The 21,167-nt window shown below is 62.0% G+C and carries 22 protein-coding genes; 2 read left to right on the top strand and 20 right to left on the bottom strand.

Translation table 11 applies throughout. The features are described from left to right. Positions 1–30: 30 nt before the first annotated feature. From murB to EP837_RS10785, 15 genes are all read right to left on the bottom strand, one after another. Positions 31–921: a UDP-N-acetylmuramate dehydrogenase gene (gene murB / locus EP837_RS10855; protein ID WP_197486347.1), complete on the bottom strand. Its 891-nt coding sequence runs from the start codon at positions 919–921 to the stop codon at positions 31–33. A gap of 49 nt (positions 922–970) precedes the next feature. After that, on the bottom strand, positions 971–2,392 hold the full coding sequence (gene murC, locus EP837_RS10850; RefSeq protein WP_066527367.1) for a UDP-N-acetylmuramate--L-alanine ligase: 1,422 nt from the start codon (positions 2,390–2,392) through the stop codon (positions 971–973). Continuing rightward, positions 2,389–3,555: an undecaprenyldiphospho-muramoylpentapeptide beta-N-acetylglucosaminyltransferase gene (gene murG / locus EP837_RS10845; protein ID WP_066529226.1), complete on the bottom strand. Its 1,167-nt coding sequence runs from the start codon at positions 3,553–3,555 to the stop codon at positions 2,389–2,391. Before murG ends, murC begins: the two co-directional genes overlap by 4 nt. Next, positions 3,552–4,754 (bottom strand): FtsW/RodA/SpoVE family cell cycle protein, encoded by a 1,203-nt coding sequence (locus tag EP837_RS10840; protein ID WP_066527359.1) that lies wholly within the window; start codon positions 4,752–4,754, stop codon positions 3,552–3,554. The genes murG and EP837_RS10840 overlap by 4 nt, the downstream gene beginning before the upstream one ends. Positions 4,755–4,784: 30 nt before the next feature. Then, positions 4,785–6,146 carry a UDP-N-acetylmuramoyl-L-alanine--D-glutamate ligase gene (gene murD, locus EP837_RS10835; protein WP_066527356.1) on the bottom strand — a complete coding sequence of 454 codons (1,362 nt, stop codon included), beginning with the start codon at positions 6,144–6,146 and terminating at the stop codon, positions 4,785–4,787. Positions 6,147–6,151: 5 nt separating this feature from the next. Continuing rightward, positions 6,152–7,225 carry a phospho-N-acetylmuramoyl-pentapeptide-transferase gene (gene mraY, locus EP837_RS10830; RefSeq protein WP_066527355.1) on the bottom strand — a complete coding sequence of 358 codons (1,074 nt, stop codon included), beginning with the start codon at positions 7,223–7,225 and terminating at the stop codon, positions 6,152–6,154. Beyond that, on the bottom strand, positions 7,225–8,601 hold the full coding sequence (locus EP837_RS10825; RefSeq protein WP_066529224.1) for a UDP-N-acetylmuramoyl-tripeptide--D-alanyl-D-alanine ligase: 1,377 nt from the start codon (positions 8,599–8,601) through the stop codon (positions 7,225–7,227). Before EP837_RS10825 ends, mraY begins: the two co-directional genes overlap by 1 nt. Continuing rightward, the gene (locus EP837_RS10820) at positions 8,598–10,040 is read right to left on the bottom strand and encodes a UDP-N-acetylmuramoyl-L-alanyl-D-glutamate--2,6-diaminopimelate ligase (protein ID WP_066527354.1); all 1,443 of its coding nucleotides are present in this window, start codon (positions 10,038–10,040) and stop codon (positions 8,598–8,600) included. The genes EP837_RS10825 and EP837_RS10820 overlap by 4 nt, the downstream gene beginning before the upstream one ends. A 1-nt stretch (position 10,041) precedes the next feature. Then, positions 10,042–11,754 (bottom strand): peptidoglycan D,D-transpeptidase FtsI family protein, encoded by a 1,713-nt coding sequence (locus EP837_RS10815; protein ID WP_066527351.1) that lies wholly within the window; start codon positions 11,752–11,754, stop codon positions 10,042–10,044. Further along, positions 11,754–12,404, bottom strand: a complete 651-nt coding sequence (locus EP837_RS10810) for a colicin transporter (protein WP_066527348.1) — start codon at positions 12,402–12,404, stop codon at positions 11,754–11,756. Before EP837_RS10810 ends, EP837_RS10815 begins: the two co-directional genes overlap by 1 nt. Beyond that, positions 12,401–13,360, bottom strand: a complete 960-nt coding sequence (rsmH, locus tag EP837_RS10805; RefSeq protein WP_066527344.1) for a 16S rRNA (cytosine(1402)-N(4))-methyltransferase RsmH — start codon at positions 13,358–13,360, stop codon at positions 12,401–12,403. The genes EP837_RS10810 and rsmH overlap by 4 nt, the downstream gene beginning before the upstream one ends. Next, entirely contained in the window at positions 13,357–13,854 is a 498-nt protein-coding gene (locus tag EP837_RS10800) for a division/cell wall cluster transcriptional repressor MraZ (RefSeq protein ID WP_066529221.1), read from the bottom strand. Before EP837_RS10800 ends, rsmH begins: the two co-directional genes overlap by 4 nt. A gap of 201 nt (positions 13,855–14,055) precedes the next feature. After that, positions 14,056–15,249: a Gldg family protein gene (locus EP837_RS10795; protein ID WP_082919670.1), complete on the bottom strand. Its 1,194-nt coding sequence runs from the start codon at positions 15,247–15,249 to the stop codon at positions 14,056–14,058. Between the two features lie 48 nt (positions 15,250–15,297). Beyond that, positions 15,298–15,603, bottom strand: a complete 306-nt coding sequence (locus tag EP837_RS10790; protein WP_066529216.1) for a hypothetical protein — start codon at positions 15,601–15,603, stop codon at positions 15,298–15,300. A gap of 41 nt (positions 15,604–15,644) precedes the next feature. Continuing rightward, positions 15,645–16,640, bottom strand: a complete 996-nt coding sequence (locus EP837_RS10785) for a cysteine synthase A (RefSeq protein WP_066529219.1) — start codon at positions 16,638–16,640, stop codon at positions 15,645–15,647. Between the two features lie 161 nt (positions 16,641–16,801). Here EP837_RS10785 and EP837_RS10780 point away from each other — a divergent pair, with 161 nt between their 5' ends. Then, positions 16,802–17,731 carry a cell wall hydrolase gene (locus tag EP837_RS10780; protein WP_066529214.1) on the top strand — a complete coding sequence of 310 codons (930 nt, stop codon included), beginning with the start codon at positions 16,802–16,804 and terminating at the stop codon, positions 17,729–17,731. Between the two features lie 341 nt (positions 17,732–18,072). Further along, the gene (locus EP837_RS10775) at positions 18,073–18,201 is read left to right on the top strand and encodes an entericidin A/B family lipoprotein (protein ID WP_066527336.1); all 129 of its coding nucleotides are present in this window, start codon (positions 18,073–18,075) and stop codon (positions 18,199–18,201) included. 53 nt (positions 18,202–18,254) lie between these two features. Here EP837_RS10775 and tatC read toward each other — a convergent pair whose 3' ends face one another. From tatC to EP837_RS10750, 5 genes are read right to left on the bottom strand one after another with little or no spacing between them, the layout of a single operon-like run. Continuing rightward, on the bottom strand, positions 18,255–19,040 hold the full coding sequence (gene tatC, locus EP837_RS10770; protein ID WP_066527334.1) for a twin-arginine translocase subunit TatC: 786 nt from the start codon (positions 19,038–19,040) through the stop codon (positions 18,255–18,257). Continuing rightward, on the bottom strand, positions 19,037–19,468 hold the full coding sequence (gene tatB / locus EP837_RS10765; protein WP_066527332.1) for a Sec-independent protein translocase protein TatB: 432 nt from the start codon (positions 19,466–19,468) through the stop codon (positions 19,037–19,039). The genes tatC and tatB overlap by 4 nt, the downstream gene beginning before the upstream one ends. A gap of 30 nt (positions 19,469–19,498) precedes the next feature. Further along, complete coding sequence (locus tag EP837_RS10760; RefSeq protein WP_066527325.1) at positions 19,499–19,738, bottom strand: twin-arginine translocase TatA/TatE family subunit; 240 nt, start codon at positions 19,736–19,738, stop codon at positions 19,499–19,501. Between the two features lie 29 nt (positions 19,739–19,767). Next, complete coding sequence (scpB, locus tag EP837_RS10755; protein ID WP_066527319.1) at positions 19,768–20,361, bottom strand: SMC-Scp complex subunit ScpB; 594 nt, start codon at positions 20,359–20,361, stop codon at positions 19,768–19,770. After that, entirely contained in the window at positions 20,358–21,140 is a 783-nt protein-coding gene (locus EP837_RS10750; RefSeq protein WP_066527317.1) for a segregation and condensation protein A, read from the bottom strand. Before EP837_RS10750 ends, scpB begins: the two co-directional genes overlap by 4 nt. Between the last annotated feature and the right edge of the window lie 27 nt (positions 21,141–21,167).

Genomic DNA, 21,167 nt, shown 5'->3' with positions numbered 1-21,167 from the left:
TCAAGACGAGGGAAGAAATCAGGGCGCTATTCACTTCTTCTCTCCAACGCGCTGGATTTCCCACTCCAATTCCACGCCACTCATTTCCTTCACCCGGCGACGGACTTCCTCGCCGAGCGCCTCGATATCCGCGCTGGTGGCGTCGCCCAGATTGAGGAGGAAATTGGTGTGCTTTTCCGAGACCTGCGCGCCGCCCATTTGCAGGCCGCGGCATCCGGCTTCGTCCACCAGAGCCCACGCTTTATGTCCATCCGGGTTCTTGAAGGTGGACCCACCCGTCTTGCTGCGGAGCGGTTGGCTTTCCTCGCGCGCGGCGGCGATGCGGTCCATCTCCGCCTGAATCGCCGCGGGCTCGCCGGGCGTTCCGCGAAAGACGGCGCCTACCACCACCGCGCCTTCAGGCAGCGTGCTGTGGCGATAAGTATAACCCAGCGCATCGCGCGGCAGCGTCACGCGCTCACCAGAGCGCAGCACAACGTCGCACTCGACAAGAATGTCGCAGGTTTCGCGGCCATAGGCCCCGCCGTTCATTCGGACAAAGCCGCCGACGGTGCCCGGGATGGAGCGCAAGAACTCCAAGCCAGCAATACCCGCATCGCGCGCGGTGGAAGACACAAGGATGCCCGACGCCCCTCCCCCGCAACGCAGAGTGGTGGCATCGATCTGCTCGACCTTGGCGAGCGGCTTACCCAAGCGCACGACAACGCCGTTAACGCCGCCATCGCGAACAATGAGGTTGGATCCAAGACCAAGCGCCATCACCGGGATCGCAGGATCCAGCCGCGCAAGGAAATCGGACAGGTCCTCAACGTCCTTGGGCTCAAAGAGCCATTGCGCCACGCCACCCGCCTTGAACCAGACGAGAGGAGCGAGCGGCGCATCAGCCTTGAGCGACCCGCGAACCGAAGGAAGGGGCGCCACCGCCGTTGTCAACCGGCGGTCCCCCGAGGAGAGATTTGGGTCTCCCGCATCAGACAGCTTCCTTGGCGACGACGGCGGAGGCCAAACCGGCAGCCCATTTTGTGATGTCGCCGGCCCCAAGGCAGATGATCATGTCGTCGGCCTGAAGATCAGCAGCGATGGCGCGGGCCAGATCGTCGGCGCCGTCCACCGTCGCTGCGGAGCGATGGCCGCGCCGCTTAAGGCCAGCCACCAGCTCTGCGCTGTCCACGCCTTCGATCGGCTGTTCGCCCGCCGGATAGACAGGCGCAGCATAGACAATGTCGGCGTCGTTGAATGCCTGCTGGAATTCATCCATCAGGTCGCGAAGGCGCGTGAAACGGTGCGGCTGAACCACGGCGATGACCCGGCCCTTCGCGCCTTCCCGGGCTGCGGCGAGTACCGCCTTAATTTCAACCGGGTGGTGACCGTAATCATCGATGACCGTGGCGGCGCCCTGGCCCGCCGGCATTTCGCCTACCTTGGTGAAGCGGCGCTTGACCCCTCTGAACTTGGCGAAGCCCGTCTGAATTGTCGCGTCGTCGATCCCCATCTGCAGCGCCACGCCGATGGCCGCCATGGCGTTCAGCACATTGTGGCGGCCCGGCATAGGCATTTCGATGCCCTCTATCCTGCGGAGCGAGCCGTCACGCTCCCGAATCTGCACATCGAAGCGATTGCCGCCGGGGATGGGCTGGACATTCTCGCCGCGAATATCGGCCTGCGCCGAGAAGCCATAGGTGACGATACGCCGGTCCTGCACGCGCGGCAGGATCGCTTGCACCTCCGGATGGTCGAGACAGAGCATCGCCGCGCCATAGAAGGGCACGTTCTCGACGAACTCGACAAAGGCGTCCTTCACCTTGTCGAAGCTGCCATAGTGATCCAGATGCTCCGGGTCGATATTGGTCACGACTGCCAGCGTGCCGTCGAGCCGGAGGAAGCTGCCGTCGCTCTCGTCGGCCTCGACCACCATCCAGTCGCTCTTGCCGAGGCGAGCGTTTGAGCCGTAGCTGTTGATGATGCCGCCGTTGATGACGGTTGGGTCCACCCCGCCCGCATCCAGCAGCGCCGCGACCATGGAAGTGGTGGTTGTCTTGCCGTGGGTGCCCGCGATTGCGACGGTGGATTTGAGACGCATCAACTCGGCGAGCATTTCGGCGCGGCGGATCACCGGGACGCGCTTTTCCAAGGCGAGATCGACTTCGGGATTACCCTTCTTGATCGCGGTGGAGGTCACGACCACGGCGGCATCGCCGAGATTCTCGGCCTTATGGCCGATCATCACCGCAATGCCCTTCTTGCGCAGTCCTTCCACGACATAGCCCTCGGCGACGTCGGAACCCTGAACCTTGTAACCCAGATTGTGCATCACTTCGGCGATCCCGGACATGCCGATGCCGCCAATGCCGATGAAATGGATCGTGCCGATGTCGGTGCCGACACCCTTCATGCGGGAACTCCCTGGAGATTAAGGCTGGTCGGCACTGGGCCGACGCGAAGCGGGTCATTAAGGATGGGGGCGGGGCCGATGCTTTCGAGCAGGTCGGCCATGTCGCGGGCGGCATTAGGCCGGCCACAGGCACGAGCGCGCTTGGCGGCATTTTGAAGCGCGCCAGGTTCCAGCGCCATCTTCTGCATCTGCTTGGCAAGCTCAACCGCAGTGAAGCGCGACTGGGGGATGGTCCGTGCGCCCCCCGCCTCGGTCATCTCTCGAGCGTTGGCCGTCTGATGATCGTCCATTGCGCTCGGTAACGGAACGAGGATCGCAGGGCGGCCGGCACAGGTGAGTTCTGCCAGAGTCGAGGCGCCAGCGCGGGCGATGACCAGGTGCGACCAGCTGAGCTTTTCGGGAACATCGTTGAAATAGGTTGCAAGGTCCGCCGGGATTTCGAGATCGGCGTAGAAGCGGCGAACGCGTTCGATATCCTCTGCCCGGCATTGCTGCGTCACCTGAAGGCGGCGGCGAAGGCTCAAGGGCAGCATGCCGAGACCATCCGGCACAACCGACGAGAGGATGCTGGCCCCCTGACTGCCGCCGATCACAAGAACGCGGAAAACGCTTTCGTCGGTCAGCGCAGGAAATTCCTCGTCCCGCAGCGCCTTCACTTCCTCACGGACGGGATTGCCAACGAGATGAACTTTCGACGCATATTTGTCGCGAAGGCGCTCCACCCGGGGATAGGCTGTGGCGATCGCACCGACCCGGCGAGCAAGCAGACGATTGACCCGGCCAAGGACGGCGTTCTGCTCATGAATGGCTGTCGGAATCCCATCGGCAAGCGCGCCAAGCAGCGCCGGCATGGCGGGATAGCCGCCGAAGCCCACAACGGCCGTCGGACGGAAGGTTTCGTTAAGGCGGCGGGCCATCGCCCGGCCTGTGAGGATCGCCTTGAGCGCGCCGGGCCAGCTCCGCGGATTTTTGGTCATGCGGCCAGCAGGAAGGACATGGACCTGCGCACGGTCGAAGATGCCAGGGATCTTGGCGCCCCGCTCATCCGTCACCAGCGCGACATGATGACCCCGAGCCATCAACTCCTCGGCCACGGCATGCGCCGGAATCATATGACCACCCGTCCCGCCAGCGGCGAGGACGAAGTGTCGGGAAATGCTCATCGACCACTCCATTTGACGACCGTGTGCCGGCCCATGAAGGGATTGCGCCGCGTAAACGCGAGCAGCAGGCCGACGCCGATACAAAGCGCCAGCATAGAGGAGCCGCCATAGCTGATAAAGGGCAGCGTCATGCCCTTTGACGGAAATATCTGAGCATTGACGCCCATGTTGATGATCGCCTGAAGCCCAAATTGCGTGGTGAGGCCCGCTGCGGCGAGGATTGTGAAATTATCATCCTCATCCAGCATGCGCAGCAGAACGCGCACGACCACCGCCAAATAGACGCAGGCGATGCCTATGCAGGCGAGCAAGCCGAACTCTTCGCCGATGACCGAGAAGATATAGTCCGTATGTGCTTCGGGCAGGCGGAACTTGTTTTGGCCGCCGCCGGGTCCCACACCCGTAAAGCCGCCATGGGTGATCGTGCGGAAGGCCAGTTCCGTTTGGTCCGGTCCGGTATCCTGAGCAACGCCTATCCCCAAAAAGTCGTTGATGCGCTGACGGCCATTTTCGTAAAACATGTACATCGCGATCAGACCCGCCAGTCCGATGCCCGCCATTATGCCGATGAAGCGCATCGACACACCCGACAGCAACAGCAGACATCCCCAGCAGGCGAGGAAAATCACGGTCTGGCCAAAGTCCGGCTGTTTCATGAGGATCGCGGCGATCAGCAGCGTCAGCGCTCCGGTTAGGGGGATGACGGGCAGCGACATATCCTTGCCGCGAAGGGACAAGAGCCAGGCCATGGTGACGACATAGACTGGCTTAAGGAACTCTGAAGGCTGAAAGCGGAACCCCGGAAGGTCGATCCAGCGCCGCGCGCCGTTCACGGTGGAGCCCAAGATCGGGACGCACAGCAGCATCACGATGAAGAAGGCAGAGAGGAACAGCGCCAACCGCCTGGCCTGCTGGCGGGGCAGCATCGAAATGACCAGCATGATCGGAAGGCCAAGGAACACCCAAATCAGCTGGCGGTAGAAATAGATGAGCGGCGTCACCGAGACGGAGCTGGTCGAGCGGTCGATCGCCGCCACTGGCGATGCGGCGGCGACGGCAACCAGGCCGATCGCCATCAGCGCGACGATCAGGGAAAGGAGGACGCGGTCGATCTCCCAGAACCAGATGGCCAGGGCCGTGCGCTCACGCGGAACGGTGCGGTTCTTGAACCCTTTCACCAGTTCGCCTGCCCTGAACATTCTGCTCGCCCCTTCTTGCCCCGTACGCCCTTAGCCGTCCACGCCCCCTTCTTCCAGCGCCGTGACAGCCGCGACGAACGCATCGCCTCGCGCCTCAAAATCCCGGAATTGGTCGAAACTGGCGCAGGCTGGTGAGAGCAGCACAACATCCCCCGGTTGCGCCACCCGTGCGGCCCGGCGGACGGCGGCCGATAGCATCTCGCTGTCATCCACCGCCATATGCTCGCGCAGCAGGTCGGCGAACATATGGCCCGCTTCACCGATGGTATAAGCTGCGGCGACATTGCCGAACCAGGGCGCGCATTCGTCTAGATTATCGGTCTTGGCGAGGCCACCAACGATCCAGTGCAGGCGCGGTCGGCCCTCGACCGGCGGATAGGCGGCGAGTGCGGGCGCGGTAGAGGCGGGGTTGGTCGCCTTGCTGTCATTGACGTAGAGAACGCCGTTCAACTCGCGCACCCGCTGCATGCGGTGAGGCAGGCTGGCATAGCTTTGCAGGGCGGCTGCGATGGTCTTGTCATCGATATCCAGCGCTCGGGCGACGGCCATGGCAACGGCCGCGTTCTGGGCGTTATGAGGACCCTGGAGCGAAGGCCAGCCGGCTTGGGCGGCAGGATCGATGTCAGCAGCTTCCACTTCCACTCGGCGTGCGCCGGACTGGGCGGCGATGGAACGGCTCGGTTCGTCCTCGGTGGCGATTATGGCGACATGAGCAGCCGACTGCATGGCAAACAACCGGGCTTTGGATGCGACATAGCCTTCAAAGCCATTATAGCGGTCCAGATGATCCGGCGTGATGTTGAGCAATACCGCGACATCGCAATCAAGGCTCTGGGTCAGGTCGATCTGATAGCTCGACAGTTCCAGGACATATATGCCGCCGTCGGGTAGCGGGTCCTGCCCCAATATCGGCAGGCCGATATTGCCGCCCATGCGGGTCGGAATGCCTGCCGCCTCAATGATATGATGAATGAGTGCGGTCGTGGTCGATTTGCCGTTGGTGCCGGTGATTCCCACCACGCGATGGACGGGCAGCGTCGGGCGAGCGAGCGCAAACAACTCAATGTCACCAACGACCGGCACGCCCGCGAGCTTTGCGTGCATGGCGATAGGATGCTTGTTGAGCGGCACGCCTGGAGAGACGACTACGCCGTCAAAGCCACTGAGATCAATATCTATCGGATCTGCCATCGTCAGGCTGACTTCACCCTCGATCTCGGTCGATAATTTTAGCACGGCATCTACAGCCGCCTCTCGGGCTTCATCACGGCTGTCCCAGGCAACGACCTCAGCGCCGCTCGCCGTGAGGCATTCGACCGTGGCAAGGCCCGAGCGGGCAAGGCCCAAAACAGCATATTTTTTGCCGGCAAAGACGGGAGAAGTAAGGCCCATTCCGCTCACCGGAGCTTCAGCGTGGCAAGGCCGGCAAGCGCCAGCACGAAGGAAATGATCCAGAACCGGATCACAACGGTGGGCTCGGCCCAGCCCAACTGTTCGAAATGGTGATGAATCGGCGCCATGCGGAAGACGCGCCTGCCTGTCCGCTTGTAGAAGAAGACCTGTATGATGACGCTCATTGCTTCCACGACAAAAAGCCCGCCGATGACGCCCAGCACGATCTCATGATGGGCGGTAACAGCGATCACGCCGATCGTCCCGCCCAGCGCCAGGCTGCCGGTGTCGCCCATGAATACAGCGGCGGGCGGTGCATTAAACCAAAGGAAAGCAAGGCCCGCGCCGATGATCGCGCCGCACAGGATGGTAAGATTGCCAGCGCCGGGCACATGCGGGATGCCCAAATAGGAAGCATAATCCGCACGGCCGACCAGATAGACGATCGCCATGAAAGCCATGCAGGCGATGATGACTGGCATAGTCGCGAGGCCATCGAGCCCATCGGTCAGGTTGACGGCGTTGCCGAACGCCACAATCACGAACGCGGCGAACAGAAAATAGAACGGTCCAAGCTCGATCGCGGGACCATTGTAGAAGGGCAAGTAAAGCGCGGTGTTGCCATGCTGATGAACGATCAGCCACGCGGCGACTCCAGCGATCAAAAATTCGAAGATCAGGCGCATCTTGCCTGACAGACCCTTGTGGCTGGCCTTGGTCACCTTGTCATAATCATCAAGGAAGCCGATGGCGCCAAAGCCTAGCGTCACGAAGAGGCAAGCCCATACATAGATGGACGACAGGTCCATCCACAACAATACGGACGAGATCATCGACGTCAGGATCATCAGGCCGCCCATCGTGGGCGTGCCCCTCTTGGCGAGGTGAGTCTGCGGGCCATCGTCGCGGATCGGCTGCCCCTTCCCCTGGCGGACGCGCAGCCAGCCGATGAAGCGGGGGCCGAGCACCAAGCCGATGATAAAGGCGGTCGCGATCGTCGCGCCCGCGCGGAAGCTGAGATAGCGGATGAGGTTGAAAACACCCGCGAAGTCCATCGTCTGGGCAAGCCAGTAGAGCATCAGTTCTTATGTTCCCCAAGCGCGGCGACCAAGCGCGACAGGCCGATGCCGTTTGATCCCTTTACCAGGATTGCGTCGCCCGCGCGCATTTCGGTCTGTATAAGACTGATGGCGGCAGCGGCGTCCGGCACATGGTCGAAAGAAAGAACCCCGCCGAGCGCTTCGGCCAATGGCTTCATCTCCTCGCCGACCAGGATGGCATAATCGACCTGCCCCGCCGCCAGCGGTTCTACCAGTCCGGCATGCAGTTCACGACTGCGATCGCCCAACTCGCGCATGCCGCCCAGCACCGCGATACGGCGACTTGCACGTTCCTTGCCCAACTGCTTGAGCGTCGCCGCCATGCTGAGCGGATTGGCGTTGTAGCTTTCATCGATGAGCAGCGCTTCACCGCCCGCGATGGGCAGGGTCTTGCGTTCGCCCCGCCCGGGCAGTCCGGGCATCTCCGCAAGTGCGAGGCCCGCTGCAGCCAGATCGCCGCCCAACGCCTCCACCGCGGCCAGCACGGCAAGCGCATTCGACACCCAATGTTCCCCCGGCGCGCTTACGGTGAAGCAAAGCTCCGCACTAGGCAGGGTCGCCGTCACTAACGTGCCGCCGTTCGCGGCCGGAACCATATCACGCGCCCGGACGTCAGCCTCTTCATCGAAGCCGAAAGTCAGGATGCGCGCGGCATGCTGCTCCGCCTTGGCATAGAGGGTGGCGACATGCGGGCTGTCATAGGGAATGATCGCCGTTCCGTCCGGCTCCAGCCCCTCGAAGATTTCAGCCTTGGCCTCTGCGATCTTCTCTTCGGTGCCGAAAAATTCGATGTGAGCCGGCGCGATGGCGGTCACGATCGCGACATGCGGGCGGACTTGCTGGGTCAGTTGAGCCAGCTCACCGGCATGGTTCATGCCCATTTCGAAGACACCGAAAGCCGACGCGCGGGGCATGCGGGACAGGCTCAACGGCACGCCCACATGATTATTATAGCTTTTGACCGAGCGATGGACTTCGCCGGGGCAGACGCGATCCAGCGCCTGGAACAACGCTTCCTTGGTGCCGGTCTTGCCCACCGATCCGGTAACGCCCACCACCTTGCCGCGCATCCTGGCGCGGGATGCGCGGCCCAGCGCCTCCAACGCAACGACGCTGTCCTTCACCAGAATGTGAGGCTGGGGGATCGCTTCGCTGACGATGGAGCCTGCTGCGCCCTGGCCGAACGCTTTCTCCACGAAATTGTGGCCGTCGGTCGTCTCACCCTTCATCGCGACGAACAGATCGCCGCCAGTCACTTCACGGCTGTCGAACGCCACGCCCGAAACGGCGAAGGGCGCCGATGCGACGCCCCCTGTGGCCTGCGCTATCTCTTCGGAAGTCCAAAGCTCGCTCACCCAGCGCACTCCCGGGCAACGGTCACATCGTCGAACGGTAACACCCGGTCGCCGATGATCTGCCCCTGTTCATGCCCCTTGCCCGCCAGCAGCACGATATCATCCGCACCAGCCTGCGCAATGGCCGCGGCGATCGCCGAACGACGGCCACCAATTTCCTCGGCGCCCGGCGCACCAGCCATGATGGCGGCGCGGATTGCCGATGGATCTTCTGAGCGCGGATTGTCGTCGGTCACAATCACATGGTCAGCCATCTCGGCCGCGACCTTACCCATCTGCGGCCGCTTGCCTGCGTCACGGTCGCCCCCCGCCCCGAAAAGGGCGATCAGACGCCCGCGCGTGTGGGGCCGCAGGGCTTCGATTGCCGCGCGCAGCCCATCGGGTGTATGAGCATAATCGACATAAACGGGCGCACCAGCCTTGGTGATGACCGCACGTTCCAACCGTCCACGCACAGGCTGGACTCGGCCGAGCTGTTCCAGAACCTTCCCCACATCCTCGTCACCCGCGATTACCAGACCCGCCGCGGTCAGCGCATTAGCCGCCTGATAGGCGCCGATCAGCGGAAGGTTTACCTTGTAGGACTTACCGCCAGCTTCGACTTCAAGCGTCTGACCCAACTGGGTCGGGGTGCGGTTGGCAAGACGCAATGCCCGCCCCTGCACCCCGACGCTCAGCACACGAAGCCCCCGCTTCGTAGCCCGCTCGATAACCTTGTCCGACCATTGGTCATCAGCCCAGATGACGGCCGCGCCATTGGGCGCGACGACCTCGTCGAACAGCCGCATCTTGGCGTCGAAATAGCTGTCCATGTCGCCATGATAATCAAGGTGGTCGCGCGACAGATTGGTAAAGGCGGCAGCCGACACCGGCAGCCCTTCAGTCCGATATTGGGCGAGGCCATGGCTGGACGCTTCGAACGCGGCATGGGTGATGCCCTCGCGCTTCAGACCCGACATGTTCGACAGGAAAGTGACAATGTCCGGAGTCGTGAGGCCGGTCGAAACCTGATCGACGGAGGTTGTCACACCCAGCGTCCCTATCGAGGCCGAATGATGCCCCAACATGCGCCATAGCTGGCGCGCAAGCTCCACCGTGGAGGTCTTGCCGTTGGTGCCGGTGACCGCAACGGTCACATCCGGGAACGGTGCGAAATAGCGCGCGGCGAGCAGCGCGAACAGGCGCCGGGGATTTTCATGGGCAATGTGGATCGCCCCCTCCACCTTAGCTTCGGGACGCGCGACGACCGCCACCGCACCCGCCCGCACGGCGTCGGGAATGAAATCTTCCCCGTTCACCCGCGCACCCTGAAAGGCGCCGAACACTGTACCGGGCGCGACCTTCCGGTTATCGATCGCGAAGCCCGACACCAGCTCGTCCAGGGACTCGCCAGCGTCGAGCTTCACATCCAGCCCCTCGATGAGCGACCCGAGGCGCATCTTAATGCTTTTCCTTTTCCTGCCCGAGCAGGGGCATGAGGTCGGAAATATCTACGTCGCGCCGCTCGTCCGGCAGAACGCCCAGCATAGGCCCGGTGCGTTCGACCACGCGCTTTACCACCGGAGCGGCAGTCCAGGCCGCCGTCCTCAGACCGAAAGTCTGAGCGTTGCCTTTGGGCTCGTCCATCATGGCGAGCACAACGTAGCGGGGATTATCCATCGGAAATGCGGACGCGAAAGTCGTCACCAGTGAACTCTTATTATACCGGCCTTCTTCAGGCTTCTCAGCGGAACCCGTCTTGCCGCCCACCCGGAATCCCTTGGCGTCGGCGCTGCGACCTGTACCCGCCGCAACGATCATCCGCAACAACTGCCGCATCCGTGCACTCGTAGCGGCGGAAAAGACGCGATGGCCTTCGGGCACTTCATTGGCGTGCAGCTTGCGTAGAGTGGCCGGGCGCCAGATGCCGCCATTGACCAGCGCAGCGTAAGCAGCGGCAAGGTGAAGCGGCGTCACGGCGATGCCATGGCCATAGGAAACGGTCATCGTCGTGATGCGGCCCCAATTATAAGGCCACAAGCTCTTGGCGCGCTCTTTCAGTTCGATGGGGGCCCGTTGGTCGAACTGCAGGTTGCGGAACAGTTGCTGCATGGGCGCGGCGCCCATTTCGTCAGCAATACGCGCGGTGCCTATGTTGGAGCTGTGCACCAAAATCTCCGGCACGTTGATCCAGCGACCAAGAGAGTGATCGTCCTTGATGTGAAAGCCCGCAACGGCGAGCGGCGCAGTCGCGTCATACCGCTTGGCCATGGAAGTGACGACGCCGCGATCCATCGCCTCGGCGATCGACAGGGGCTTGAAGGTCGAACCGAGTTCGTAACGGGCCTGAACAATTTGATTGCAGAGCGGCGATTCGCTGCAGTTCTTTCCAGCGTAATTTTGCAGCTTATTAGGGTCGAAGACGGGGATCGACGCCATGGCGATCACCTCGCCCGTATTGGCGTCCATGATGACGCCGCCCGCACCCTTAGCATTTTGAGACACCATCTGGGCGTAAAGCTCGCTCTCAAGCGCGCCCTGTACCCGGCTGTCGATGGAAATCGCGAAGGGCTGCCCCCGCAGGGCCGGGTCGGTCAGGCGATCGTTGAACGCCGCCTCCACGCCCATACCGCCCGTCCCTTCCCCATTGGGTGCAAAGCCCAAAATGTGCGCAGCCAGGCTGCGTTGGGGGTAGAGTCGTTCCTTTTCGCGCGGAAACTCAATGCCGATCTCACCAAGTGCGTTTACGGCCGCCACTTCTTCGGGCAGGGCGCGGCGGCGGAGATAGGCCCAACCCTTGCCGGTCAGCTTTTTGTAAAAGGCCGCTTCAGGCTCATCGGGAAAAATTTCGTGCAGCTTGCGCGCCAGTTCCGCAGGCTCACCAATCAGCTTGGAAGGCCGAACGGCGATGGAATAGGCGTCCATGGTCCGCGCCAAGGGTACGCCATTGCGATCAACAATGTCCGCGCGTGCGGGAATGAGGCCAGACGCGTCGCCGCCACCGCTCGTGCCATGGGCGAAAATACCGACCCAGGTGAGTCGCAGGATCACGACAGCCGTGATCGCCATGAACAGGATCAGCAACAACATCAGCCGATTATGGGCGATCGCCGTCAGATCGACACGTTGCTTGCCCGCTCTGGCGCCACCCGGTTGAACGATGATCGTCGCCATCAGCGCGCACCCTTCTTGCGCTCTCGCGCCGCCTTGCTGCTGATATCGCCCATGGTGCTGTCGTCCAGCAGCTTGGCGTCAAGCATCGCCATCCGTTCGGCGCGGCGGGCGACGGGATTTGGCTTGGACACGTCCGCATCTTCCTTCGCCTTCTCCGCAGCGCTGCGAGGAGTTGGCTTAGCGGCCGCGTCAACATTGTCGGCGGCGTGCGCTTCACGAATGACGGCTATGTCGCTCCGGATCTGAGTCGCTGCGGGGCTGGCCGGGGTTGGCTGAGCGGCGGACGGCAGATCGGCAGGGGTTTGGACCATCGCCACCATCACCGGCGGCGCGACATAATCAGGTCCGTTGGGCTGAATGCCGTCGAGGTTCGCAAGCGCCCTCTCGCCACCCAGATACTGCTGGGCGGTCGGCGTAGCATACATGAAGTCGTCCTGGTTCCAGCGCTCAAGCTGCCGCATGCTGGCGCGCGCGCTGAATTCCGTTTCCAGATATCGGATATCGGCCCGCGCCCGCGCGATCTGGGCCTGCACCTTCATCAACTCGTTACGCTCGGTGGCGACCTTAAGGGACACGAGATAGGCGCCCAGCGCGCCCAGCGCCACGAGCAGGATCCAGATCAGGCTCTGCAACCTCTTGACGGCGATCATGGGCGCACACTCCGGGCCGGACTGGAAACAGGGGCGCCCGTGCGAACTGCGCTGCGCAGCGTCGCCGAACGGGCTCGCGGGTTGCGGGCGAGTTCAGCCTCGCTTGGGCGCACCGCCTTTGCGGGCTTGTGGAAGGTGGGCTCAGCGCCGGCTCGACGCTCCGGCAGATGGCGCGATCCTGCTCCCTCCCCACCGCTGCGTTTGCGCAGGAATTGTTTGACGATGCGATCTTCCAGACTGTGGAAAGTAACGATGGCGAGCCGCCCACCCTCCTCCAGGATAGCCTCAGCCGCTTCCAGCCCGCGTTCCAATTCTTCCAATTCGCGATTCACATGGATGCGAACTGCCTGGAATGTCCGGGTCGCAGGGTCTTTCTTGTCATGGGGTTTATGGCCCAGGGCGCGGCGTACAACGCTGGCGAGCTGGCTGGTCCGCTCCAGCGGACGAGCCTCCACGATCGCGCGGGCGACCCGCCGCGAGCGTGGCTCCTCACCATAACGATAGAGGACGTCGGCAATTTCTTGCTCAGGGGCATTGTTCAGGAAGTCTGCGGCGCTCATCCCGCTCTGGCTCATCGTCATGGTAAGGGGGCCGTCCGACTGAAAGGAAAAGCCCCGCTCCGGCCGGTCGAGCTGCATCGAAGACACGCCGATATCGAGTGTCACGCCGGACACCGACGACACGCCCAGTTCGTCCAGCAACTCGCCCATATGGGAAAACTCACCAGCGATCAGCGTGATGCCTTTTTCGGCGGCCAGCGCCTGCCCTTCGTGAACCGCATCCGGATCGCGATCAAAGGCGAAAACCTTCGCACCCTTGTCCGCCATGGCACCCGAATAGCCACCCGCGCCGAAGGTGCCATCGACATGCAACTCGCCGGGGTTAATGGCGAGAGCGTCCAACACTTCATCGAGCAGAACGGGGATATGGCGGTCCGGATTGGCAGCAGCGGTCACTTTACGCCTCCGGCGGCGCGCTGATCCAGCCAACGGCGGACCTTGTTCCGGATCAGTTCCGGCCGATCCTTGCTGTCAACAAGCGTTTCCGGCTTCCAGATCTGGATGTATCGGCCCACGCCATAGAAAAATACGGCATCAGCGATGCCATATTCGTCTTTGATATCCGGGTGCATGGCGAAGCGCCCACCATCGTCGAAATTGACCTCCTCAATGGTGCCTAGGCGGCGTTCCAGTTCGAGATCGGCATTATAGTCGCGGCCAGCAGTCCGCGCTTCACGAGCAAGTTCCTCGACTTCCGTGAATAGAAAGCGGCGGTGAGACTCTCCAAAGCCCGTGGCGCAGGGGTTGTCGCCGTGGACGGAAAGATACAGCCGCGTTTCGCCGCCACTGGACAGCTTGACCTGTCGGCGCATCTCCAGGGGCAGCACGAAACGGCCTTTGCCGTCCGCGACGCTGAACGCGTTGCCCGTAAAGAGAATGATTTCCGACACGTTCGGACGACTGCCCCTCTGTTCGCAAGGGTGCAGGCCGCCATCGACCAAACCGCGTCATTGCGGTCGGCGCACAGGACTAACCAAAGCCTGACAAACCCCTATGGCTTTTAGATACCAAGCGGCGGGCCTCAAGAAAAGGGAAAAGTCGGGAGATTTTGGGAAATCTTGGTTTGTTCTGATTTTATTCTCTATTCAGGGCTAAGTCGAGGCTTCGGCTTGCAGAGGGCGAAGGAGGAATGGCCCTTTGCGCCGGGATAGAAGAACGCTTCCCATGATCGCCCAAGAAATCCCGGCCATGAGCGCCCAGCGCAAAGCGGTCGTCAGTCCCACGAGGGACGTCACCCAAACCCGAGGCTCTATCGACCCATCGCCCAGCTGTTTAACAACGAAACCAGCAGTGTCAGCAGTCCATGCACCCCGTTTCAGTGGCATCGCCTCATCCGCCAACCACAGCCGGTCATCTATCAGGTCGGCATCCGCAACGAGGACAGCTTGCCCGCGGCCGATCATACAGCGCGCAACCAATGCCTCATGCTCAGTCCGGCAGTTCGAATTTCTACGGAGCGCAAAGGACGAGGCCGCCATGGTCGTGAGCAAACGGCCGTCAGCAAGCATTTGGCGCTTTTCTCCGGTGTATGATGGCGACCGCAATTCAACACCCCAGTGACCCAGCACCGGAGCGAGCATGCTGACGGGTGGCGCTCTGCGGCGATCCCCCAATGGCAAGGACGAAGGCCAGCGCAGCAGAGGATCGGCGAAGAGCAGCATCGTGCCGCCGCCGCGCACCCAACCGTCTAAAGCGAGCAGCTCATCGGCCGACATGGCGCGCGGCTGCGCCAACAATAATGCATCCACGCGCTGCATCTTTGGAGACAGGGGACTATCTACGGGCCGGACATCGAATCGCTGACGCAATATTCGGATTATCGGCGCATCCTCGCGCGCTTGAACGCCCCCCTCTCCTTCGCGCCAAAAGAGAGGCAACGCACTGATCACCGCTAACGCCGGCCGCTCTCTTGCCCATTCAAGCGATGGATCGGCAGCGAGCCCGCATGAAAGAACCGCCAGCCCGGCCAAGCCTAGGCCGAGCCAGCGCTGGCCTATTATGAATATGCCGGAGCCCAGAGCGAGCAGCACGGTCAAGCCTAACCAGGCTAGAGGCCAAAGATCGAACAAACGCCCGGTTGCAAGCCATGCAAAAAGCAGCACTGTGCCCACGCTTCCCAAGCCAGCCCAGATGGCATGAAGGACGCTGCGCCTCGCCCGCAGGGCCGCCGCGATAATGATGAGGACCAACGCTGGCCAAACCCAGGCACGCAGATCGACTTGGCCTGTGCGCAACAGTGCAGGAAGTCCGCCGAGCAAAATGATCAGCGGCCCGGCGCAGAGCATCGCGAATGTACGCAGCGCCACTATCATGAAGTGCTGCCTGTTCGCAGGTCAGCGGCCGGAGGATTGCGGATCGCGATCCATCGGCTTTCTGAGATTGGGATCGGGCTGCAAATCCGGAACGATCGGTTGCTGTTCAGGTGCTGGCTGGACGCCAAGCTCCGCCAGCGGTTCCTTAGGCGCAACGGCATTGAGGTCCAAGGTGGGCACGGTGGGCGGCGGCACCGCCGGATCATCGATCCGCGCCTTGTCGATCACGATATTGGCCAAGCCTACCAGGAGCACCACGCCCGCCAGCCCGGTGAGGCCAATCTGGACACGCTGCAACCCTTCCTGCCGGCGGGGATGTTCAGCCATCGAAGCGCTCTTTTTATCGTCGCCGCGACCCTTGTCGGCGATCAACGATTGTGCGCGAGCCAGGGGAACACCGTCAAGCCCTTCGATTCCAGCCACTCGCGGTTATAAAGGGTCGAAAGGTAACGGAATCCAGTGTCGCACAAGATGGTGACGACCCGCTTGCCCGGGCCAAGCTCCCGCGCCAGCGCCACGGCGCCCGCAACATTTATGCCGGACGACAGCCCGAGGCACAGCCCCTCTTCCGCCAGCAGTCGCTCAACCCAGTGCAGTCCCTCCTCGTCCGAAATACGAAATTGCGTATCAATCGGCGCGCCTTCCAGATTGGCTGTAATGCGCCCCTGCCCTATCCCTTCAGCAACCGACGACCCCTCTGCCTTCAATTCGCCATTCGCGTAATAATTGTAGAGCGCCGCCCCGTAAGGATCGGTCAGCGCGATGGTGATATTCTCATCATGCGCTTTAAGTCCGAGGCCCACCCCCGCGATCGTTCCGCCAGTGCCGGCAGCGCAGGTGAAACCATCGATCTGCCCATCCAGTTGGGTCCAAATTTCCTCTGCCGTGCCGACGATATGCGCCTTGCGATTGGCGATATTGTCGAACTGGTTGGCCCAGACCGCATTCTCCGTCTCTTCCGCGATACGGCGGGAGGTGTGGACGAAATGGCCAGGATTTGAATAGGGAGCTGCGGGCACTGTGACCAACTCCGCACCAAGGGCGCGCAAAGTGTCCATCTTCTCGCGGCTTTGCGTCTCGGGCATGACGATGATCGTCTTGTAGCCTTTGGCATTTGCGACGAGGGCGAGGCCAATTCCGGTATTCCCCGCCGTCCCTTCGACGATCGTGCCCCCGGGGGTCAGCAGCCCCTTTTCCTCGGCATCATTGACGATGAACAGCGCGGCGCGATCCTTAACCGAAGCCCCGGGATTGGCGAACTCGCATTTGGCGTAGATGTCGCATCCGGTTTCTTCCGACGGAACGGCGAGGCGCACCATCGGCGTGTTGCCAATCAGGGCGAGGCTATCATTCTGGACTAGCATTGCTCCCGCATAGCGGAGCAGATGCACGCTTGCCAAGCAAGGGAATGCTGGTCCACCCAAAGAGCCGGTTGCAATGCCTCTCGGCGCGCTGCCTTGATGGGAAGAAAGTGGCAAGGCTTTTGCGCTAACACATGGCGGCGGCGCATTTGCCGCAAGGATTCATGAGGCTGACGGGCTGGAATATGGCAGGCGGGCGATTACGGCATGCGGCGTGGGCCGCCCTGGCGCTGACGGCGCTTGCCGTGCCGCGCCTGATCACAGCCGCGCCGCTTGACGTTCTGGCTGACGCGACGCGAAGAAACAACGTGGCGGAGAGGCCGGGCGAGAATTTCCCGGGTTCCGCCTATTTCTTTGCCGACGATATATTCCAGGATGTGCCCAGCGTCGCAGGAAACAGCGAACATGTCCTGAAACTCGATACCGTCCAGGCAGCGCCAATGACCACGTTTCGAGGGCTGACGCCGCTCGATAGCTATCGCGCGGTCAACTGCCTGACATCAGCAATATATTATGAGGCGGGCAATGAGCCTGAGGAAGGGCAGCGAGCGGTCGCGCAGGTGGTGCTGAACCGTGTGCGCAGCCCGCTCTGGCCGCATAGCGTGTGCGGAGTCGTCTATGAGGGGTCGGAGCGGAGTGATTCCCGCTGCCAGTTCACCTTCAGTTGCGACGGTTCCATGGGGCGAGCAAGCCATATGCAAAGTTGGGCGCGTGCACGCCGCATTGCGGAGCAGGCTCTTGCGGGGCGTGTCTATGCGCCGGTCGGGCTGGCCACCTTTTATCATACCTTGGCAGTGAGGCCCGGATGGGCAGCGGCCAAGCGCGCCGTTGCGGTGATCGGCGCGCATATCTTTTACAGCAGTCCCGGCTTTCATGGCACAGAGGCCGCGTTCCGGGTGCCCTATGCCGGCCGCGAGTGGCAATCGGGACCCTCTCTTCGAAGCTGGCCGACGCCAATCTATAGAGGCCACGCTCCTCCCTCACCGGTCGAGATCAGAGATTTGCCCATACCGAGCGGTCCTGAGGTCGAGGATAGCCTGCCTCCTTCCACCATCCGCCCGGAATATCGCAACAGCGGACGGCCACTTATTTGATCGGCACGGCTCTTGTTTTAGAGCGTAGGAATCCGACCAAGGCGCTGAATCTAAAAAGAATAAAAAAATTTTTCGTGCGGCGGAACGGACGGAACCAAATAGCGGGATGAGGGGTTCTGCATACCGGATAGCAAATCTTTTGCCCCCCGCTCTTGCTATCCAAAAAAACATGAGCCCGGAACGCATCTCCCCCCCCGACGCGTTCCGGGCTCAGATTTTTTGGGCGATCTTCCTGATATCAGAGATATTTCCGGCTGCGGAACGTAATTCCCGGCTGTGGGTTCTCCTCCCAGCCGCCGGATAGCGCGGCCGTCCGGCATTAGTTTTTCAAGGAGACGATCATGACCAGGAAGATCCTTGCCGCCCTGCTGCTTACGGGTTCGCTGATGGTAGCAGCGTGCAACACCGTGGAAGGCGCTGGCAAAGACGTGCAGAGCGCTGGCCAGGCCGTGGAAAACGCAGCGCAGTAGGCGCAGTAAACGGTTCCCACCCTCGCAGGCCCGCTCTGGCGGGCCTTTTTTTGTCAGGTGGACAGGTCGGTTGTTTGAGCCGCCGCGGCTTCGCGGGCTTGTTTGCGGTCGGTGAACCAGATCGCCAGGATGGTGATTTCGTAGAGCAACAGCAGCGGAATGGCGAGCATGAGCTGCGAAACGACGTCGGGCGGGGTGAGAACCGCCGCCAGTATGAAGGCGGCGACGATCATGTACCGACGGAGGCCGATCAATTGGGCGCGAGTGACCAAACCTGCGCGGTTGAGGAGCATCAGCAGCACCGGCATGAGGAAGCTGATGCCAAATGCAAGAATGAACTGCATGACTAACGTAAGGTAGGCGTCGGTGCCTGGTAGAGCCTCGACCGTGAGGCCGCCGCTATTCCCTTGAAATTGCAGGAAAAAATGAAACGCCATCGGCATGACGACGTAATAAGCGAGGCTGGCGCCCATCAGGAACAACACCGGCGTCATGATCAGGAAAGGCAGTAACGCCTTCTTTTCCTTGGCATAAAGGCCCGGTGCGACAAAGGCCCAGAGCTGATTCGCAATGATCGGGAATGACAGACAAAAAGCGCCGAAAATCGCCACTTTCACCTGCACGAAAAAGGCTTCGTACAGCTTTGTATAGACGAGCCGCCCGCCACCGTCCCCAAAGGCTTCCTTCAGCGGGTGAACCAGGAAGGCGAAAAGCTTGTCGGAAAAATAGAAGCAGACGGCTCCTGTGAGGAACAGCGCCCAGACGCATTTCAGCAGGCGTCCCCGCAATTCGATCAGATGGTCGAGCAGCGGCGCTTTCGTATCATCAATGTCCTTCATGCCGGAGCGTCACCCTTACCCGTAGCCGGTTGCGCTGCGATATAAGGCGGTCCGTCTGCGGCAGGCGCGGGCGCAGGCGTGGCGGCAGGCGCCGACTGGGCGACAAAGGGAGGTGGAGATGCGTCAGCGCCGGGAGCAGACGCGGTAGCCGGAGAAGCCAGCGGCTCCATTGCCGGAGCTGCCGACCCGTCGGCGGGATGTTCCTGCATGATCCGCCGGTTCTGATCGGCCCATTTCTTTTCGAGTTCTTCCATCTCGACTTCCCGCACCATGGCGTCGATGCCGGTACGGAAATGGCGCGCCATGCCGCGCGCCTTGCCGACGATCTGCCCTACCTTGTAAAGCGCGCGCGGCAAATCCTTGGGGCCGATCACGACCACAGCGATGATCACAATCAGCAGAAGTTCGGACGAACCGATATCAAACATGCGCGCCTACCGTTTGGGCGTGAAGAATAATCAGGCCTTGGTTTTTTCTTCGGTGGCGCTCGGTGCGTCCTGCTCAGGCACGCGATGACCTTCGATCCGCGTCGCAGGCTTGGCAGGCGTGATGCCGTCATCATCGTCGGCCATGCCCTTCTTGAAGCTCTTGATGCCCTTGGCGACGTCACCCATCAGCCCGGAAATACGGCCGCCGCCGAACAGCAGCATAACCACCAGGAGAACGATGACCCAGTGCATCAGCGAAAAGGAACCCATTTTGACTTTCTCCTGTATCGAAGCCCTTTCTAAGCTTCTTCCTCATCATTTTCCAGAACGGATTGGGCACCCAGGCCCTCCAGCGCAAGATCGACCGGATCGAGCAATCCCGCAGCGCGCAGATCGTCCATACCCGGCAAGTCCCGGCGGCTGCTAAGGCCGAAATGTGACAGAAATTCGTGCGTGGTCGCATAGATGAGCGGACGGCCCGGAACTTCGCGCCGCCCGGCAGGGCGGACCCAACCCGCCTCCATCAGCACGTCGAGCGTGCCTTTGGCGACCTGGACGCCCCGAATGGCCTCCACCTCGGCGCGGCTGACGGGCTCATGATAGGCGATGATCGCGAGCGTCTCCATCGCCGCCCGGGACAATTTGCGAGTTTCGTCCTTTTCCCGACGCAGGATATGGGCGAGGTCGGCCGCAGTCTGGAAATGCCATCGCCCACCCCGCTCCACCAGATTGATGCCGCGCCCGGCATAATGGTCCGACAATGCAGCAAGGGCGGCAGGCAAATCCCCGGCTTCGCCCACATGCAGCCTCAGTTCGGCAGGAGTGAGCGGCGTCTCGGCAACGAACAGCGCCGCTTCCACTGCACGGAGGAAATCATCGGGCTCTGGCATCATAGCAGCCGTGCTCCGCCCTGATCCGGCAAAGCGGCCCGCAGGTAGATGGGCTGGAAAATACCTTCCTGCTGTATTTCCAGCCGCCCCTGTCGCGCCAGTTCCAACGCGGCGACGAAGCTGCTGGCGAGTGCCGATTTCGCCATCGGCCCATCCTGACCATCGGGCAGGAAAGATTCAAGCGTCGTCCAGTCGATCGCCGAGCCGACGAGCGCACCGACGCGCTGGATCGCTTCATCGAGCGTCATGACCGGGCGGACAGCAACCATATGGACGGCCGGCTGTGTCCGCGCGCGAACCTGCCCATAGGATTGGATCAGATCATAAAGACTGGCCGCCCATTTCGCTTTGCGGACGAGGCGCAGCCCTTCCGGGCGGGGGCGGACGAATACGTCACGGCCAACGCGATCTCGCGCCATCAGCCGCGCGCCTGCCTCCCGCATCGCGTGCAACCGCTGGAGGCGCAATTGAAGGCGGAGCGCCAGTTCTTCGGGACTGGGATCGGGCTGGGCCTGCTTGGGAAGAAGCAGCGAGGATTTGAGATAGGCGAGCCAGGCGGCCATCACGAGATAGTCGGCCGCCAGTTCCAGCTTCAGCTTCCGCGCACCCTCAATATAGGTGAGATATTGTTCGACCAGCGCGAGGATGGAAATTTCGCGCAGATCGACCTTCTGGCTACGGGCCAGGGCAAGCAGCAGATCAAGCGGCCCTTCCCAACTTTCGAAGCTGACGGTGAGCATGTCGGGGCGCGGCGTAGGCGGCGGCGTGAAGAGGTCGTTCATGCGTGATACCCCTCCGTCAGGCTTTGC

The organism is Sphingobium sp. EP60837 (assembly GCF_001658005.1).
Lineage (GTDB): Bacteria > Pseudomonadota > Alphaproteobacteria > Sphingomonadales > Sphingomonadaceae > Sphingobium > Sphingobium tyrosinilyticum.
Note: the sequence above shows the minus strand (reverse complement) of the source record. Positions and strands in the feature narration are given on the sequence as shown.

Coding starts and splice junctions, on each gene's coding strand:
- murG (WP_066529226.1), bottom strand. CDS start 3,555: ATGAGCATTTCCCGACACTTCGTCCTCGCCGCTGGCGGGACGGGTGGT.
- EP837_RS10750 (WP_066527317.1), bottom strand. CDS start 21,140: ATGAACGACCTCTTCACGCCGCCGCCTACGCCGCGCCCCGACATGCTC.
- EP837_RS10840 (WP_066527359.1), bottom strand. CDS start 4,754: ATGTTCAGGGCAGGCGAACTGGTGAAAGGGTTCAAGAACCGCACCGTT.
- EP837_RS10795 (WP_082919670.1), bottom strand. CDS start 15,249: ATGCTCTGCGCCGGGCCGCTGATCATTTTGCTCGGCGGACTTCCTGCA.
- murD (WP_066527356.1), bottom strand. CDS start 6,146: ATGGGCCTTACTTCTCCCGTCTTTGCCGGCAAAAAATATGCTGTTTTG.
- murC (WP_066527367.1), bottom strand. CDS start 2,392: ATGAAGGGTGTCGGCACCGACATCGGCACGATCCATTTCATCGGCATT.
- EP837_RS10810 (WP_066527348.1), bottom strand. CDS start 12,404: ATGATCGCCGTCAAGAGGTTGCAGAGCCTGATCTGGATCCTGCTCGTG.
- EP837_RS10785 (WP_066529219.1), bottom strand. CDS start 16,640: ATGCTAGTCCAGAATGATAGCCTCGCCCTGATTGGCAACACGCCGATG.
- scpB (WP_066527319.1), bottom strand. CDS start 20,361: ATGATGCCAGAGCCCGATGATTTCCTCCGTGCAGTGGAAGCGGCGCTG.
- tatC (WP_066527334.1), bottom strand. CDS start 19,040: ATGAAGGACATTGATGATACGAAAGCGCCGCTGCTCGACCATCTGATC.
- tatB (WP_066527332.1), bottom strand. CDS start 19,468: ATGTTTGATATCGGTTCGTCCGAACTTCTGCTGATTGTGATCATCGCT.
- EP837_RS10775 (WP_066527336.1), top strand. CDS start 18,073: ATGACCAGGAAGATCCTTGCCGCCCTGCTGCTTACGGGTTCGCTGATG.
- EP837_RS10790 (WP_066529216.1), bottom strand. CDS start 15,603: ATGGCTGAACATCCCCGCCGGCAGGAAGGGTTGCAGCGTGTCCAGATT.
- EP837_RS10820 (WP_066527354.1), bottom strand. CDS start 10,040: ATGCGCCTCGGGTCGCTCATCGAGGGGCTGGATGTGAAGCTCGACGCT.
- EP837_RS10780 (WP_066529214.1), top strand. CDS start 16,802: ATGAGGCTGACGGGCTGGAATATGGCAGGCGGGCGATTACGGCATGCG.
- EP837_RS10760 (WP_066527325.1), bottom strand. CDS start 19,738: ATGGGTTCCTTTTCGCTGATGCACTGGGTCATCGTTCTCCTGGTGGTT.
- EP837_RS10815 (WP_066527351.1), bottom strand. CDS start 11,754: ATGGCGACGATCATCGTTCAACCGGGTGGCGCCAGAGCGGGCAAGCAA.
- mraY (WP_066527355.1), bottom strand. CDS start 7,225: ATGCTCTACTGGCTTGCCCAGACGATGGACTTCGCGGGTGTTTTCAAC.